Below are 16,129 nucleotides of genomic sequence, written 5' to 3'. Positions count from 1 at the left end.
ATCCGAGAATAATAGCTATTTAAATTTCTCAATCCACCTATAATCATCCCCTTTGGTACTCCATTGGAATTTCCACATATCTCCTGTATTATCATTTATGAGATAGTATTGATACATACTTGTCAATGGTTGAATGGAGAATATACATTTTTCGTTATCAGAAACTAACTCATATTTATTTATTGGTATGCAAAATAGATTATCCAAATCTTGTGTACTATATTGGACTTGCCATAATCGCCCATTATACGAATCTAATAGTATAAAAGTCCACATATTTTGAGTTCTGAACATCTGAAACCTATTACTCCAATTTGAAGTTGTTTCAGGATATGCAAGAGAGAAAATGTTTATCGGTGCAGCAAACATATAATCTTCGCCTTTTACACTAAATTGGACTTGCCAATTTTTACCTGTATATGTGTCAAGCATTATAAAAGTCCACATATTCTGTGTCTCATAAAGGCAAAATCTTCCTACTTTATCCCCTGAAGCTTCTCTCGCACTGCAAATTTCCCAAGATTGACCATCATCTTGAATTTGTTGTACTTCACCTGTCATCGTATTTAAACGGAGTTGGTTATGGTAATTTCTCGTAGAATACATTTTATAGGTTTGGGCATACGATACCAATGTAATAACCATTAATGCACATGATACAATAAGTTTTTTCATAAATTGTTGTATTATTTGATTATTAATTGGTTTTATTTCTTTGGGAATAAAGTTGATAATGCTCTTCTAATGGCTTGACGAATATCATCGGCTTCTGTTTCACCTTGTCCTTCTGCCGTACAAGAGCATATCATTTCATTGGTTTTTGCAGAATTAAATTGTATGGTTACTTCTATGGTATATCCTAAGCCTCTATTACGCCTACCACTCTCACCATAATTAACGATTAAAGTTTCATTAGCTAATTCTGGTTTAAGTTCGGGTAATATAACATATCCCTCTTTTATTAGTATTCCGGCTATTACATCACTCGGATTAACACTTTTGGTGGTTGAAGAACCATAGATGCCATATTGTCCTCCATATGTACCTCCTGTACTTGATGTTAATTCCTTTGTCGGAGAAATGTATGCGTATTTATACATTTCAACAGGGGCATTCCTGACGATTACAGGCATTCGAAGTGGTGCACATCCATTCATCAATAGAATGGCGCAAATGGCTAACAACCAATTTTTAATTATGTTCATACACTACACATTTAATCTCCAGTCCCATAGAGGAATTTAACCTACATAAAAGCGTGGAACTGTATGCCACACTCTTACTTGAAGGTCGTAGGAAACCTTGGATACGGATGTAACAATAGCAGCCCACGCTATAGCGTGAGAACCACTATGCTATCCTTGTATCCAATTTGAAAATTTCCTACGTTTTCAAGTACAAGATAAGCATAACGCTTCTTCTTTTTCTAATATGTCTTGGATAGAGTTTCCTCCAATCCAATTGCAAAGGTACGAAAAGTATTTGATATTCGATGGTTTATACAGGATTAAACTTATCTCGTGATATGTATTGTTTGCTATTATTGATACAGGTCTATTAATATTATGCTTTACAGACGAGTTTTCAAGTAATAAGAAATAAATATAAGCAGAAAACACACTAAAATAACCCAGCAAAACACTTTCGCCCAAAAATCGGAAACCCAAAAGCCTTGGTTTCGGCTGAGAATGGATGAAATTCTTCGCTCGTGGGCTTCCATTGCCTGAGCTTGCTTCTCAAAATGGCGTTTCATCACAATCTCGTCCGTGGTTAAAACAGCTTGTGAGTTTTTCATCAACAGTTCCACATCTTCCTGTGCAATACTAACTTTGAACTTTGTATTTTCTTGCGCATTGACAATGGCGTTGTTAATCCCGGTCACGATATTGGCGGAACTATCAGTAGCGGATTTAAGGGCTGCAATGGCTTCATTCAAAGTCATTGTAGCCTTTTCCAATGCTTCGGTCGCTTGCCGTAAGTCCCTTTGAGCAACTCGCAATTCCTCAATGCGCTTATCAACGGCATCCGATTCCACGGTTATCCGATGGTCGTTCTCTATCTCGTTCATCAGACCGTTCAGGTCTATGGGTTCATTCTTTGGTTTTCCTATGCTCATGTCCTTTGATATTGGGTTGAAAAATTATCTGTGAAGCCCTTTCCTGCGCTTGCACATTCGGTTCGCCATTCTCGCACAACGGCGTGCCCATTCAAGTTCGTCCTCGTCTTTGTCCCGTCCCCAGCCACCTGTATCAGAACCACCGCCACCGCTTGAAGCCGCCATGCTCGTGGCTGCATCCAAATATCCGGCAAACAACAGAAGAGCCGTGTGCTGTATCTCTTCCAGCTTAGCCAATGGATGTGCTTCCTCCAAAGAACACTCCTGACGGATGATGCAGTCTGCGGCTTCCGATAGGGAAACGGCAAATGTCCTGTTGTCATCCGTGCCAATGGAATAGTGCTTCATTACAGGTTGCGGTGTAGTCTGTGGCTTGGAAATGGCAGTCGGTGTGGCTGTCCTTGTTTGCTTGTCTTCCGCTTGCGGTTGGTTGATTTTACCCTCCTGCGGATGCAATTTCTGCCATGTCTTCATAATCTTTGAGGGGACAAGGTTGCGACCGATACCCAACTTGGATGACCTATAACTTGAGTTCCCTCGCTTGATGGAATAGCCGTAAACCGTGCCGTCCTCATTTTTCTGTATGTGTACCCCATAGCCATGCCTCACCAGTTCCGCTTCGTAGCGTTCCCAACTGAACTCATCCATCTTGCGCAGTATCTCCATGCAACAGTCTGAAACCTCCTGCCTGTGCCGTATGCCTATTTCTTCGGACTGCACCCAGCCGTAACGCTCGTTGATGATATTCGCAGCCATTACAGCCCTCATGCCGGACAGGTGTCCGTCATTTATCTTGCCCTCCATATCTACACGGTTGGCATCAATGTGCAGATGGAGAATGCCACTCTTGGCATCTCGATGTAGGGCAACAACGTATTGCGAACCTTTGAGGTTGGTCTGCTTTGAAGAAGCGCGTTTGGTCTTTTTAGACAGGTCTATGGAATCAAACGCTTGGATGAACTCGTCTGCCAAACGTGCCCAGTCATCCATCGTCCAACCCTTGCTCTCTTCTGCGGATGGGGAAATTTCAATTCTTATCACATTGTCGGTAAACGGTCTGCCTCTCTTCCTCTCGTTGGTAAACATCTTCTGCACAAGCATCATTCGTTTGAACATCGCTTCGGGCGATATGTCATCGGGCAGAAGATTGGTCTTGACTATATCTGCCCGATCTTTATTGACGGAGTATCTGATGGCATTTGAGCCATGCGAAATGGTAGCTGCTTTTGCAATCATAACAGGTGGGGAAATTTATTCGTTAAGGTAGGCTTCAATTTGATTCCAACGGTTGATGAGCTTTGTGGCAGCTTTCATCCATTGCTCCACAAATCGGGTATCGCTGAAATAGATGGCTCGTTTGTCCGCTTGGATGGACTTCACGGCAGCAACGACACGGATAAGGTCGCCCCTCGCATCCGAAAGGCTACACAGGGCTTCCACTTCACGCTCAGTTAGCCGCAGGTGCGGACGATGCCCTAAAGCCGTCCTGCGCACATAGTCACTCATGGTCAAACCACAGGATTGGGCGAGTTCCGCAGCTTTGGCATATTCGTCTTCCGTAACTCTGGCTTCAAGGCGCAGGATTCGTCTTGTGTCTTTTTTATCCTTTTCCTCTTCCTTGTTCCCGTCAATCTGTTTGACATTATCTTTATTCTTCATTCTTTTCTGTATTATAACAGGTGAAACATCTTATCTAAAAAAGTACAGCACGGTGGGAGCTTGCGACTGCCGGAATACGCTTATGTGGTACTGGCAAGCGAAGCGAGCCTGTGCGACATAGGCACTTCTTGTAACACTACATACTATAACATAGTACATTTTACTGTATCTGAAAGATTTATAATTGCCAGTCATTCCCTTGGTCATTAGTTGGTTCTTCCTCTGCCAAAGGCTGTGGAGAAGCCAATGTCGTAGTCGGATATGCCGAAGTGGAATTTACCTGTGCAGCATCGTTGTCGCTTCCATTGCCTGCAATCTCATAGCCTGATGTGGTTGTAGGGGTGTGGAGAAGCTCATGGTTATTTGTTTCGGCTTTCAATTCATCGTAACCATTTCTATTTTTGTCATCGTAAGCTGTAACAGGAGTTTCGCTTGATGTTGGTGAAGTCGATAAATCAGGGGAGTAAGTTTCATCCGATACGGCTGTGTTGTCTGTTTGCGTTTGGGTAGGGCAATTTGCTTCTGCGTTGCTCTCCAAAATATGCTGTTGTTTCATTGGAAGAATACTGTTGTTGTATGGACGATTAGCCGTTTTTTCGTTGCCGTCCTTGCGGTTTTTCATTCGGACATAAAAAGGGTTGTCGATACGCTTGCCGTCCAGCATCCAAGCCGATACGCATTTCTGCGTGTGAATACTCGTGCGGTTACTTTGAACGGATGCGACAATGCCAAGCTGATTCATCTTGTCTATCACACGTGAGATGGTCTTCTTGTCATAGCCCAATTTGCAGGACAATTCCACTTCTGACAAGGCAGCCTGTCCGACTTGCAATGTCATGGCAAAGCCTTTCTTGGAATACTCCGTTTGTTCCAACACGGTCGCTTCGATAAGCCGGTTCAAAATCTTCATTCGGTCAATGCCGTACTTGCTTCCTGCCAAATAGGAAAGCTGTTCCGATGATAATACGATACAATAGCTCAAATCTTTATTCATCATTCGTCTGTTTATGGATAATCTAAAACTGGTACAGCCAAAAGAAAAGTCAGTAGCGCATACCTTGCCCTCTCTCCGGCATATAATACTCCTTGTCGTATGCAATATGGTCAAGTATGTCCTGAAGCCTGTCCTGTTGTTCGGTGTCAAGTATACGGATGGCAGCGATAGTGATTCGCTGTGAGGCAATCCTGCGATGCTCGCAATTAGCTTCCGACATACTGCCGTCACCGTCCGCATGAACACTATGCAGGTATTCGTTTACCGCCATAGTCTGCTCCTTGCTCGGAAACGTGGAGGGATAACGGTCTTGAACATACGCAACCATGTGGCTGACTGCTTTTGCCAATAAAGGCTCATGTTTGCTGATGCGTTCTATCAGTTCTTCAGTTCTCATATTTTCAACTCTTTTTGTCCCATGTCCCAAGCATATTTTGTAACTTTTTCTTTTCACTGCTTTATGTTTCTATTCTTTTTTCAAAGGAAATAGGGACAAAGGGACATTATGTTTTTCTTTTCCCTTATTTTGAAAATTAGAATGGTAATTCCGGTTCACTTGGTAATGTGGCGCAGACTTCTTCGCTCGGTGTACCCACCCTCACCCAAGGATGCTTTGACCTCCCCGTCTTGTCACAATAAGCAGGATGCAAACCCTTGACCTTCTCCTGTTTGCTCCGTTTCCAATTAGGAATCATGGACATCAAGCGGTTGATATATTGTGAGGTGTATTTGGACGTATTGCGTCTTACCAAGTCATTGGGTAACTCCTCTATAATCTGTCGGGCACAAACCATATTGAGTGAGGTCATTGTGGAATTGGGTTCTGAGTATGCTCCTTTCTGATAAGCCAGTCGTGTCGGAATCATCCAACTTGCATACTGCACGGGAACTTCACGCTCCAGATACATTTCAATATCCTCCATGATTGGGTCAACAAGGATATTGGAATGCTGCATTTGTATTTCGTTGGCCTCGATTTCCATGTCTGGGGACAAGTAGAGTTTCATTCCTTGTCTATAATAGGTGTATGCCTCTGCCCAAAGTTGAGGAACGGAATGCTGCAAACAATCCAACCAATCTGATACATGACCGTTGCCTTTGACTGGGATAATCCACCATCGACGGTTCCCATTGTCCCCTTGCAAAAAGTTTGTCTCATTGGTAGTGGCCGCAAAGACATTGTGGCGCATAAACTCCACTACCTTATGTCCGTATGCAGGACGCATATAGTCGCTACAACGACTCAAGAAAGCCTTGGCCGCTTCTACATCATTCGCCCGTTTCAAACCATTTAACTCACTGATTTCAATAATCCAACCATTGGTAATAGTTTCTACTTTTTCCTTATCGCCACTGGCGAAAGAGAAAGAATCGTTGAACCACTTTCCGCTGATAGTCTTGAAGAATGTACTTTTTCCGATACCTTGTGGTCCCGGCAAAGTCAGTACATTATCAAACTTACAACCGGGACTAAACACACGCGCAACCGCTGCCACAAACCAGAGTTTAGTCTGTTCCCTGACGAGAGGCATGTCCTCCGCCCCCAGATAATCAATGATAGCCGTGGCTATACGGGGCTGTCCGTCCCATGTCTCTTGAGTTATGAATTCCTGCACAGGATTGAAACTCCGTTCCGATGAGGTCGTTTTTAGTATTTCAAATACTTTGTTCTGTGTCAAGCGTAGTCTGTACGTTCTTTCCAGATAGTCCTGTATCTTTCCCACCGACTCCTCATCAATCTTATTGCCATTGACATTGCGGAACAAAGGATTGAAACACACATCATCCTGACAAAAAGTATCGTACCTTATCTGACTGAGGTTCTCATCTAAGGTAAAAATGAGTCGGAGATTACTGATGGAACGAACCGGATTTCCATAACTGTCTGTTGCCAGTTGTTGTTTCCAATTTTCATCCATACGCTCACTCCTTGATGTGAATGCTACCAGCTTCCTTTGCCAAAGACAGTGCGAGGTCTGCATCCACCACTATCTTACGTCCTATCTGCGTGATGGCTTTGTCTATAACACCACTTTTTTTAATACGGTTGGCTGTGGGTACACTGCAACCGAACACACGGGCAATGCCCTCAATGCCATAATAGTTGCCTTTGGAGGTTGCCTGCGATGTGGGTTTTTCTATACTCTCCACACTCTTGCCGATAAGAAAACAAAGTTCTTCGCCCGTCATCATAGCGATGGGCTTTTGAAGTAATTGGGTAAAATTGAATTTTTCTTCCATACCTTTACTTGTTTGGTAATTAAACATTTTAAGTCTCGGTTCAACTCTGTGAAACCGATTTCACAAGCAAAGGTAGAGGATGAAACTCTGTGTATTGGTCGGTTTATTTATACCTTAAACTTACCGACCAATATTCTATATGTATTAACTGAAAAAGAGGGAAGAATAAAGATTTGGATAGAAAAATAAGAGGAATGTGTTATTTACACTCCTCAAAACAGATTGTCCACCTATCTATGATTTTCTTGGCTTTCTTATAACTGGCACTCTGCATAGAACACTTGAAATTAAACTCCTTCATCTCTCCATATCGCTTTTGGGGAACATCATATCCGTAGTGTCGTTGGGTAAGTTGTTCGATGGCGCGGTGAAAAGTCATATACTTCACTGAGGATTTAATATGTTCGGTTTTAACAAGAACAACGAGCAGATAGGCAAGGCAGATGTCTTCAGTGTTTGTTTCCAGAAATTCCATAATGCACTGTTTTACCTCGGCTTTGTTCCCGACAATCAAGTCATCAATGGTCATTACCTGTTTCTTATTTCCTCGTCTGCCTTTCATACTACGAAGAAGAAACGCAACCTCTTTCCAGATGTCAGCTCCACATTCATCAGCAGTCTTTTCCCATGATGCTTTTGTTTCAGTTCCCATATCAAGACTGTGCAGAACTAGGGCATTGATACAATCTTTCACCATTAGCATACTTCCCTGATCAATGTTCTCTGATAGTAGAAACTGATTTAGCAGCATCGCCATCTTTGTCAGTCCGTGGTCAAAGACAACATAATAATACATGCAATAAGGAAGATTGTCTTTACGCTCAATGACAAGGTCGTAGAGGTTAGCGAGGAAATGTCCTGTTGCCGATGCATATGTAAGGAATATAAGTCTTGCAAAGAAAGTTATGGCCTGATATATCATCTTTCTTTCAAGGTTGCTGAACATCCAGCATCCTTTGCTGTTCTTCATCAATGCCTCAGTCTGGCTGACGATATAGACTCTTTTATCTACAGACATACGATTCCATATCTCTATCGGTGTTCCCGAACGAACCATCAGGTAGCCGTTTACTTTCTTGGAGGTCACTTTTACCTCTCCGGTCTTCATATCTATGGCCATCCACTGTTCTTTATAGACAAGGCATTTTGCTATCATGTGGATATGCTCAATGGATAACCCCTGAATGCTTTGGGTAATATCTGCCATCTTCACTTTCCCATTCAAGACATCTCCTAACCAGTTATGGAATACCCGTACTTCTTCTGGAACACAGTTCTTAGCGACATCCATCATTTCGGTAATAATGCTCATATCACCTTTTTTGACTGCTTCTATCCGTCTTACAAAATCCGAATAAACTTTTTTGTTCTCAGTCTTCCATGCGCGAATAAGCATATCCGTATGCTCCTTCCTCAAATTGAAATCTTTTATCCGTTCTATGAAATCAAACATACTCTAAACTCTATAAAAGGTTATGCGAATAGTTTAGCCAATTCTTCTGTGGACATATTTGCCAGCTTAGCCAACAAGGCATCCCTTTCTGAAGTTTCTCCCAAGTTTAGCAGCTTTGAGTTGTTCTGCATCTGTATATCGAGAGGGTAATGCTCAATGTATATTTGAGTGATTGCATGGTCTGATGAAGCATGCCCCATGCTTTCAGAGATATAGTCCATATCTACTCCGGCATTATGCAGGTTGGTGGCAAACGAGTGACGGCACCATGTACCGGACGGGCAGATGGACTTGTCCCAATGCAGTGCCTCGTGGCAAATCTTGATGACACGGTCTTTCACATTTGAATTCTCCTGCACGGTGTACTTACGGCGCAGCTCTTCCGTTTCCGCACCTTTTAATATATCGGGAAACACAAAACCATCCCGGGTGGGTGGTGCCGCTATCTCGTCTAATACATATTGTAAGGGAGGGATGATAGGAACAATTACTTCCGAACCGTCAGCACTCCTACGGGAGGTTTTCTTTCGGTTGAAGCGGAAAGCCTTGCCATCTGTCTTGTAATAGTAGTTGTCGTATGTCAATCGCCCTGCGTCAGCCATATTGAAGCCGTTGCAAAGGTATTGGGCAAGGAATAGTCCCAATGAGTAGTGGGCACGTTGCGTATATTCTTCCGTCCAGTGTTCTGGATATTCCTTTGAAACAAAAAGGTTATAGAGTTCTGTCATTTGAGCGACATTCAAGAAGTTCTGTTTGCGCTTCGCACTTTTGGGTATGCTTACAAGACCTTTCTCTTTCTTGTTGGAAAAAGGATAAGGAATATCTTTGAGGAATCCTTCGTGTACACACCGATTCCATACGGCACGGCAACAACGTAGATAAATGCCTACTGTGGTGTCGCTGATTTTTCCAACGACTGCACCATTCTCGTCTTTAACCCCATTGTGCATCCCATCTTTCCATTTCTGGATTTCTGCTGCACTGATACAAAAGCCCTTAATTGTATTTGCTCCAAGTATCTTCCTGAATGATTTGAGCGCACACTCGTAACTTTCGGCCGTGGTAAAACGTGCTCCACCATCATCTGTTTTGAAACCATTGATAACTTGCTCCCATATACTGATAAACGATTGTGACTTGGTTGTTTCCTCTTCAGATAGTACCACATCCTCACCTATAATACATTGGCGCACCATCTCAAATGTCAGGATGCCACCCTTGTTCAGATTACTCAAAACTTTCTTGTATTTAGGGACAAAGGTATCTTTCCACTCTTTTTGAAGTTTGTAGTTCTCACTCTTGCATTTGGTTGCATTGCAGATGTCTGAGAACTTTTTCTCGCTAAAAGAACTTCCGACTGTAAGATAAAAGAACTTGCGGTCAATCGTGAAGCGAAGGGATAATGGGAACTCATACGCATTTTTCCTGCGAGTACGTGAATCCAACACGATAGAGACAGAACAATTACGTTCTTTGAAAAGGGGCATGGATTTCGTTAATTTTTCCATTGCATTCATTAGTTTATGTTCAACATAACCTCTGAATACAGACGCTTTGCAACGTGAGGCATACATATACAAAACGCTGCATATAACTACAGAGTCCCTATCCTTAAACGGATAAAAACATTGTCGTTATATGCAGCGGTGCAATCTCGTTGTCTTCTGTCGCTGACTGGTAACCGGGCTTATGCTAATCGGTCTCAACCCCTGAAGCAACTCCCGCGTTTCGTTTGTCATAGAGTGCCCTCCGACTAACACTCCCTTTACGCTTCGATTCATCGGAATGGGATGACCCTCCCACGAAGGTTAGGCAAACTCACTTTTCTTTTTCAAGAAAGAGCACCATTGAAGTCATGGCTTACCATAAATGTGTTGCATCTACAAAATTACAACATTTTTTCTTGCAAATATGCAAATGGAATATATTTGAGCTTATTTAACAGGCAAATGAGTGGAAAACAACGCAATCTTATGCTATTACCCCGTATATAGAGAAATTAGGATTGTATGGAGTTTCATAGAAATTCTATGCGTAAACATAATCAACTCAAACAGTTTGTTTACGCATTGTTTACGCAAGAGCAAGAAAAAAGCAGCTACGAAATTCGTAACTGCTTGATTTCCTTTGTGGACCAGCCTGGGCTTGAACCAGGGACCTCCAGATTATGAGGCTCTAAATTTCATCCTATTAAATTGCAATATGTCAACGTATTAATAATCTCATTGGAAGTTTATCAGTCAACAATTAGTCAACAGCTAAACCTACGGTACAAAGTTAAATATTAGTTTCCTATATTCCAAAGAATTGGGTTGTTAGTATGTAACATTCGTAGTGCTTATATAAAAAAGAAAACAGCATAAGAGTTTCCTCAAATGCTGCCTACTTTTAGTATGAATAAGTTCTTTATTCCACTCTCTGATAAGAGTACTTCTGACCTGTGGGTGTAACTCCGTCTGCTTCCAATTCCTGCACTGATAAGGTCATAGAATTAAGTAACAGAATATCATTGATAATCCATTCTTCTTCATCGCTGTACATTTCATAGAGCTTGTTACCGTCTATCTTGTACTTGCCCACTTCCTTGTAAGAGCTATCTTCTGTACTTGTATATTCAAATGTGCCATCATTCTTATAAGTAACATGGGTAGCAACAGCATCACCGCTTGTCTTCTTCCATTTACCTATAATGAGAGAAGTATAATCATTCTCTCCTTTAATTGTACCGTTGTCAATATCCACTTCAAATGTTACATTCTTCTTAGTTCCATCATAATGTATAATATTGACATTGTACTTCCAAACTCTCTTGGAATTATCTTCTACACTAACCTCAATCTTAGCATCAGCAGGTTCATCATTTAGCTGTGGTACTTGGATATGCCATAAATCTTCTCCCAATTTGAAATTCCGTCTTCCTACAAAGAAGCCTTTATTATCTCTATGGGTGTATATTGCTTCTTCGTGAGATATAAATTCAGAAGTATAGAGAGTTCCTACATTGGAATATCCAAAGCCTTTCTCTGCTATATAGAGCGTATCGCCAGACAATGAGTAACAACAATCATTGTTTATTATAGAATATTGAAATCCAGCAAGTATTTCACTACGCTTAACTTGAACTTCTTTAGTTTGTGTATCATGCCTAAAGAGTAAAGCGAGGTAACCATAATCTTTACCAAAGTAATAGCTTAATGATGCTACAAACTCCTTCGGATTAAAGTACATGGTTTGCAACATGGTTATCTGCTGAATGGTGACATCTTCATATTCTCCATAGCCTTTGTAAATCTTACGATTCCTATTAAATGGTAATTCGTCAGTCCAATTAATAATAGGCGACTTATCTTTTACATTGAATGATGCAAGCCATAGCTTCTCTTCTCGTAAGCCAGAGAAGTTAGCTTGCTCCAAATTGTTCTTATAGTAAGAAAGTAATTCTATGTCTTCATAGTCACTAATGCCATATTCTTTACAAACTACATCTAAAGGCTCACCACCTTCTGGATAAGATTCCATTGGTTGGCTATCCAATTCTTCACTACAAGAGCTAACTCCCATGCTCAATGCAACCAATAATGAAGTTGCTAATAATCTAAATGTTCTCATTGATTCTTATGCAATAAATTTGTTATTGTTTATCCAAAGTCATATGTAAGCTAAAGAACTTGTCATCTGTGCCACCATATTCAATCAATTTATATTTGGTCTGTACAAAGTTCTTTTTCTCCAATTCTAAATTAATGGTTATATTTCCATCAGTCGTTGAATAACAGTTATTAGACACGCGTTGTAGAGTTATCTTAGAAGTGGTTGGTTTGTTAGATAATGTTAATTCTATCTTTCCTTTAAGAACTGTAAGTAACACTTCTTGATTGATAAACTCATTGATAGTTTTCTGTTTCTCTTGTTCAGACAGGTTATTAACTTTAAATGCGACTTCAGAAATTATATATGTACCAGAAGTATCATCGCAAGAAGATAATAGCAGTACCACTAACCCTAATAGATGAAATATTTTCATGTGATAGCTGTTTTAGTAATCTGTCTTAACTTGCCAAACAATAGCCAATGAAAGCACCTATAAGGACTATAACTAAAATGAACAGTCCTAACTTAATATCATTTGCATCCATAATTATATAAGACTTTCAGCTTGTTTAAGACACATTTCAAGGAATCCAACCAATGTTGTAGAATCCACCTTGTCGCCTTTAAGTCTGTAAACAGCTATTCTGGCAGAACTGTGTTGATTCAACAGGTCTTTAATTCTATCCAAATCCCTGCGGACTAACTTTGTTAATTCTTTAGATTGTGTGGTATGCTTCATCCCATTCAATTCTATCATAGGAGCTAAAGCATTCATGTTTCTCTCTATTTGAGCAATAAGAGAATTGATTTCATTTACAGCATTGATACCACCAAATAAACCCATAGTGTTTGATAATTAGTGCTTATCTGTTCCCTATGGATAAGCTGTTAAAATAAAAGAGGTGTGGGAACTATATTTGTCTTATCCTGTTTCTTGGGCTTCTCGCATTGCCTTTTGGTACGGATAAAACAATAGCCCCACACCAAAAGGTATATAGTTCACCTAAGCGATGAATATATATCAAATGTGTGGGTGCTATTGTTATCATCTTCGTACCGTTTTTAAATTTTGCGAGAATCTAAGAAACAGAAGATAATTTCAATAACACCTTTCGTTAAATATGTCCTTCCAACTCTCTATCTCCTTAGTTCATTGGAATTGGTGCAAAGATAGTGAAAGGTTCTAAATTAATAGGCATGGAATAAGGAGAAATAGTAATTATTGTGTTACAAAACAGGGAATTAATGGAGTATTTAAGCAGAGTCGCATCTAAACTCTCTAAATCCATGTGGGTATCAAATTCACTTCTCCTCATATAAAGAGTAAATTCTGAATATTCTTACCTGCCTTGAATTATCATCTTTAAGTCAGTATATTGTTGGATATTTAAGAAGTGTTATCTGTAACATGCTTAATAAGAGTTGAGATAATCCTAAAATCTGTAAACTTATGGAATTGACTTACTTCTATAAGGCTGAAATGCCGAACTGTCAAGATTGGACTTTAGATATATCTAAACTCAATATTTCATTGATTTGGGACAGAACCGTTCAGACCACTATAAAGATGTATCTTAATAATCCTGTCCCAATCATTAGAAGCTCAAACAGTCATAAGTCTGCAAGATTTCTTCCTGCCTTAATCCCAAGTATCTCTTAGTAATGGCTACAGAACTGTGATTGAACAGTTCCATCAGCTTTACTAAGGCAAGTTCAGCATTATCGCTGTTCATGTTATAGACCTGCCTACCAAATGTCTTTCTAAGCGAATGACAGCTAAAGTTCTTAATCTTTAACCTGTACTTCTTCTTCACCTCTTTAAGAATGATATTGATTCTCTGAACTGTGAAGATAGTGCCTTTCTGACTTATAAGAATTGGCGCATTGATTCCAACAGGATTTATATGCTCGTAGCACTCTTTAATATGATGTTGTAATTGGGGGTTCAGTCTGATAGTCCTTACTTTGTCTGTCTTCTTCTCAATTACTGTAAACTCGTCAGCATCTAATATCTGCTTCCATCTTAGAGATAGAATATCAGATATTCTTAATCCTGTGAAGCATCCTAAAGCTATAAGAAGTGAGATTTTATAATTCTCGTCTTTGGCTAACTTCCTTATTAGGTTCATTGCATCAGACCAAACAAGATAGTCTGCGGTTGTGCTTGAATATTTAAGTGACATAATGTTCTGTTTTATAAGTTAATGAATAGAAGTGAATATTAATTCTGAGTTGGATTTACTAACTCACTGATTATTAATGGAACATTCACTAATAGTAGAAGTGAATATGATAAAGACACCCAACTTAGAAATTGAGTGCCCTCTACCTTATTATAATTCTCCCTCGTCTGCGAAGCTATAATATCCTGCATCTGTTAATATGAGGTGGTCTGTTACTGTAATTCTCATAAGTCTTGCAGCTTCTTTGACCTGCTTAGTAATCTCCATATCCTGCCTGCTTGGTTTCATGCTACCACTTGGGTGGTTATGAGCAAGAATGATAGCTACTGAATTGGTGAGCAATGCAGCTTGTAGAATTACTCTGACATCTACGGTCGTATCTGTTATTCCTCCCTCTGATATGAGAGTGTAACCTAAAACTTGGCTGGCTTGGTTTAGAAACAAGACTTTGAAATATTCTTTGTAACAGATTGTACCCTCCTTATATGTAGGAAGCAAATATTTATAAGCATCCTCTGAACTGACTACCTTATATATATTCTTGAATTTGGGTTTGTAGGACAGTTCCACTTCTCCCACAGTATAATCTATATCCATAATTTGATGTCTTAATAAGCTGGTAGATATAAAGAAAGGACAACTAATTGAATAGCTGCCCTTTCCTCTCTCAATCAACAATCCACTCAGCCCAAGAACCAAGCGTATTCACTATCTCCTAATTTGGCACGTTGAATGCCTTGTACGAACTCTGTGCAATTAAGATTCCTCTCCAAAAAGTTATCTATGTAACTTGACTTCACAGAACCATTGAGCAGGTTTAAGAGCTGCCAGCCTGTAATGCTGTCCCCTGTACTCTTGAAGTTCGCATCAGAAACGAATGCTCTGCAAGCTGCATTAATCTGACTGTCTCCTAATAATAGACGAGGTAAGCGTTTCTGTTGGTTGGGTGTAAGAGCTTGATATAATCTCATCCTGCCTATTATCTGGCAGAACTCACTCGTTGAGATTGACATCTGCCCAAGTGTCCTTAACAGATGCAGGTCTTTGGATGGGTTGTAAGCATGGAACAGATTCAATGCTGCTGCATATAGTTCCTGTATGCTTAGGACTTCTATCTTATCCTGCAAGCCGTCAGTAGTAAGCATTAAATTTGAGCACACACGATTACGAAAGCCTATGAAGATTTTAAATCTCTCAACAGACTTCTTACTGTATAGGTTAATCTCGTTATATGCTCTCACTCCACCAATGGATAACGCTAAACGATTACCGTATTCATCATGTACAATGGATGGAATTTCAAAACAGAAACACATTCTCTGATAGAACAAAGTTTTCTCTTCGTCTGTCAATTCAGATGCTTTCTTACCTAATGCACTTGGTATTCTGCCATTGATAGGGTGTGAGATTCTAATCTCTGGCATATCAAACTGTTCTCCATGAAAGTAATCCTTAGCTGCATCTACTACTGCACCTATAAAGGATTGGTGGCTTATGGTTTCCTCCATTGATGCAAAACTTGGAATGATGCAGTCTTGCTGTAAGTGCTGTAAGGTTACTTCCTGTGTGTTTGCTTCAATGAAATGGTTTACTCTTTTGGGTGCTGCAACTTCTTCCACAATAATTGCTTCTTCTGCAAACTCACCCATGTTTAATGATTCTCTACGCTGTGCCATAGCTGGCATAATTACTAAATCTCTCATAATGAAATTGAATTAAATGGTTATTGATTGAATGGATTTAACAAGAACAAACCTAAAACACAAGTGAATTTCTTCGCTTGCATCTTAGGCTGTCCTATGTCTTTCCCTAAAGATTCTTTCAAAGGAAATGAGGAGTATTAGTAAATTATTGGCAGACTGTGATAATCGTGCATCGTGCCTGTTCTTAGA

17 protein-coding genes are annotated in these 16,129 nt (G+C 40.2%); all 17 read right to left on the bottom strand.

The genetic code is table 11. From position 1 onward, the window contains the following. Positions 1-15 precede the first annotated feature (15 nt). Entirely contained in the window at positions 16-675 is a 660-nt protein-coding gene (locus BT_RS15210; protein ID WP_011108569.1) for a hypothetical protein, read from the bottom strand. Positions 676-707: 32 nt separating this feature from the next. Further along, positions 708-1,205 carry a hypothetical protein gene (locus BT_RS15205; RefSeq protein WP_011108568.1) on the bottom strand — a complete coding sequence of 166 codons (498 nt, stop codon included), beginning with the start codon at positions 1,203-1,205 and terminating at the stop codon, positions 708-710. 365 nt (positions 1,206-1,570) lie between these two features. Continuing rightward, positions 1,571-2,116, bottom strand: a complete 546-nt coding sequence (locus BT_RS15200; RefSeq protein ID WP_011108567.1) for a hypothetical protein — start codon at positions 2,114-2,116, stop codon at positions 1,571-1,573. 24 nt (positions 2,117-2,140) lie between these two features. Further along, positions 2,141-3,352: a relaxase/mobilization nuclease domain-containing protein gene (locus BT_RS15195; RefSeq protein WP_011108566.1), complete on the bottom strand. Its 1,212-nt coding sequence runs from the start codon at positions 3,350-3,352 to the stop codon at positions 2,141-2,143. A 15-nt stretch (positions 3,353-3,367) separates the two neighbouring features. Then, a complete protein-coding gene (locus BT_RS15190) occupies positions 3,368-3,775 on the bottom strand; it encodes a plasmid mobilization protein (RefSeq protein ID WP_011108565.1) in 408 nt (135 codons plus the stop codon). Between the two features lie 178 nt (positions 3,776-3,953). Continuing rightward, on the bottom strand, positions 3,954-4,772 hold the full coding sequence (locus BT_RS25040; protein ID WP_011108564.1) for a hypothetical protein: 819 nt from the start codon (positions 4,770-4,772) through the stop codon (positions 3,954-3,956). A 46-nt stretch (positions 4,773-4,818) separates the two neighbouring features. Further along, the gene (locus BT_RS15180; protein ID WP_022470529.1) at positions 4,819-5,166 is read right to left on the bottom strand and encodes a hypothetical protein; all 348 of its coding nucleotides are present in this window, start codon (positions 5,164-5,166) and stop codon (positions 4,819-4,821) included. A gap of 136 nt (positions 5,167-5,302) precedes the next feature. Continuing rightward, positions 5,303-6,688: a virulence-associated E family protein gene (locus BT_RS15175; protein ID WP_055169705.1), complete on the bottom strand. Its 1,386-nt coding sequence runs from the start codon at positions 6,686-6,688 to the stop codon at positions 5,303-5,305. Positions 6,689-6,692: 4 nt separating this feature from the next. Continuing rightward, on the bottom strand, positions 6,693-7,010 hold the full coding sequence (locus tag BT_RS15170; protein ID WP_022470528.1) for a DUF3853 family protein: 318 nt from the start codon (positions 7,008-7,010) through the stop codon (positions 6,693-6,695). A gap of 199 nt (positions 7,011-7,209) precedes the next feature. Continuing rightward, positions 7,210-8,463: a DUF6043 family protein gene (locus BT_RS15165; RefSeq protein ID WP_022470527.1), complete on the bottom strand. Its 1,254-nt coding sequence runs from the start codon at positions 8,461-8,463 to the stop codon at positions 7,210-7,212. 20 nt (positions 8,464-8,483) lie between these two features. Beyond that, a complete protein-coding gene (locus tag BT_RS15160; protein WP_022470526.1) occupies positions 8,484-9,971 on the bottom strand; it encodes a tyrosine-type recombinase/integrase in 1,488 nt (495 codons plus the stop codon). 898 nt (positions 9,972-10,869) lie between these two features. Next, positions 10,870-12,072, bottom strand: coding sequence for a hypothetical protein (locus BT_RS15155; RefSeq protein WP_011108560.1), 1,203 nt, complete (start codon positions 12,070-12,072; stop codon positions 10,870-10,872). A 22-nt stretch (positions 12,073-12,094) separates the two neighbouring features. Beyond that, positions 12,095-12,487, bottom strand: a complete 393-nt coding sequence (locus BT_RS15150; protein WP_011108559.1) for a hypothetical protein — start codon at positions 12,485-12,487, stop codon at positions 12,095-12,097. Positions 12,488-12,601: 114 nt separating this feature from the next. Continuing rightward, the gene (locus BT_RS15145; RefSeq protein ID WP_011108558.1) at positions 12,602-12,898 is read right to left on the bottom strand and encodes a hypothetical protein; all 297 of its coding nucleotides are present in this window, start codon (positions 12,896-12,898) and stop codon (positions 12,602-12,604) included. A 751-nt stretch (positions 12,899-13,649) separates the two neighbouring features. Beyond that, positions 13,650-14,237, bottom strand: coding sequence for a tyrosine-type recombinase/integrase (locus BT_RS15135; protein WP_011108557.1), 588 nt, complete (start codon positions 14,235-14,237; stop codon positions 13,650-13,652). A gap of 150 nt (positions 14,238-14,387) precedes the next feature. Further along, positions 14,388-14,834: a JAB domain-containing protein gene (locus tag BT_RS15130; RefSeq protein ID WP_011108556.1), complete on the bottom strand. Its 447-nt coding sequence runs from the start codon at positions 14,832-14,834 to the stop codon at positions 14,388-14,390. Between the two features lie 86 nt (positions 14,835-14,920). Beyond that, positions 14,921-15,940 (bottom strand): DUF3871 family protein, encoded by a 1,020-nt coding sequence (locus BT_RS15125; protein WP_048699232.1) that lies wholly within the window; start codon positions 15,938-15,940, stop codon positions 14,921-14,923. Between the last annotated feature and the right edge of the window lie 189 nt (positions 15,941-16,129).

Origin of the sequence: Bacteroides thetaiotaomicron VPI-5482, from assembly GCF_000011065.1 — a bacterium.
Lineage (GTDB): Bacteria > Bacteroidota > Bacteroidia > Bacteroidales > Bacteroidaceae > Bacteroides > Bacteroides thetaiotaomicron.
This window is presented reverse-complemented; position numbering and strand designations above follow the sequence as displayed.

What these genes read in the sequence shown, in the direction of transcription:
- BT_RS15210 (WP_011108569.1), bottom strand. Translation starts at nt 675, where the DNA reads ATGAAAAAACTTATTGTATCATGTGCATTAATGGTTATTACATTGGTA.
- BT_RS15205 (WP_011108568.1), bottom strand. Translation starts at nt 1,205, where the DNA reads ATGAACATAATTAAAAATTGGTTGTTAGCCATTTGCGCCATTCTATTG.
- BT_RS15200 (WP_011108567.1), bottom strand. Translation starts at nt 2,116, where the DNA reads ATGAGCATAGGAAAACCAAAGAATGAACCCATAGACCTGAACGGTCTG.
- BT_RS15195 (WP_011108566.1), bottom strand. Translation starts at nt 3,352, where the DNA reads ATGATTGCAAAAGCAGCTACCATTTCGCATGGCTCAAATGCCATCAGA.
- BT_RS15190 (WP_011108565.1), bottom strand. Translation starts at nt 3,775, where the DNA reads ATGAAGAATAAAGATAATGTCAAACAGATTGACGGGAACAAGGAAGAG.
- BT_RS25040 (WP_011108564.1), bottom strand. Translation starts at nt 4,772, where the DNA reads ATGATGAATAAAGATTTGAGCTATTGTATCGTATTATCATCGGAACAG.
- BT_RS15180 (WP_022470529.1), bottom strand. Translation starts at nt 5,166, where the DNA reads ATGAGAACTGAAGAACTGATAGAACGCATCAGCAAACATGAGCCTTTA.
- BT_RS15175 (WP_055169705.1), bottom strand. Translation starts at nt 6,688, where the DNA reads ATGGATGAAAATTGGAAACAACAACTGGCAACAGACAGTTATGGAAAT.
- BT_RS15170 (WP_022470528.1), bottom strand. Translation starts at nt 7,010, where the DNA reads ATGGAAGAAAAATTCAATTTTACCCAATTACTTCAAAAGCCCATCGCT.
- BT_RS15165 (WP_022470527.1), bottom strand. Translation starts at nt 8,463, where the DNA reads ATGTTTGATTTCATAGAACGGATAAAAGATTTCAATTTGAGGAAGGAG.
- BT_RS15160 (WP_022470526.1), bottom strand. Translation starts at nt 9,971, where the DNA reads ATGGAAAAATTAACGAAATCCATGCCCCTTTTCAAAGAACGTAATTGT.
- BT_RS15155 (WP_011108560.1), bottom strand. Translation starts at nt 12,072, where the DNA reads ATGAGAACATTTAGATTATTAGCAACTTCATTATTGGTTGCATTGAGC.
- BT_RS15150 (WP_011108559.1), bottom strand. Translation starts at nt 12,487, where the DNA reads ATGAAAATATTTCATCTATTAGGGTTAGTGGTACTGCTATTATCTTCT.
- BT_RS15145 (WP_011108558.1), bottom strand. Translation starts at nt 12,898, where the DNA reads ATGGGTTTATTTGGTGGTATCAATGCTGTAAATGAAATCAATTCTCTT.
- BT_RS15135 (WP_011108557.1), bottom strand. Translation starts at nt 14,237, where the DNA reads ATGTCACTTAAATATTCAAGCACAACCGCAGACTATCTTGTTTGGTCT.
- BT_RS15130 (WP_011108556.1), bottom strand. Translation starts at nt 14,834, where the DNA reads ATGGATATAGATTATACTGTGGGAGAAGTGGAACTGTCCTACAAACCC.
- BT_RS15125 (WP_048699232.1), bottom strand. Translation starts at nt 15,940, where the DNA reads ATGAGAGATTTAGTAATTATGCCAGCTATGGCACAGCGTAGAGAATCA.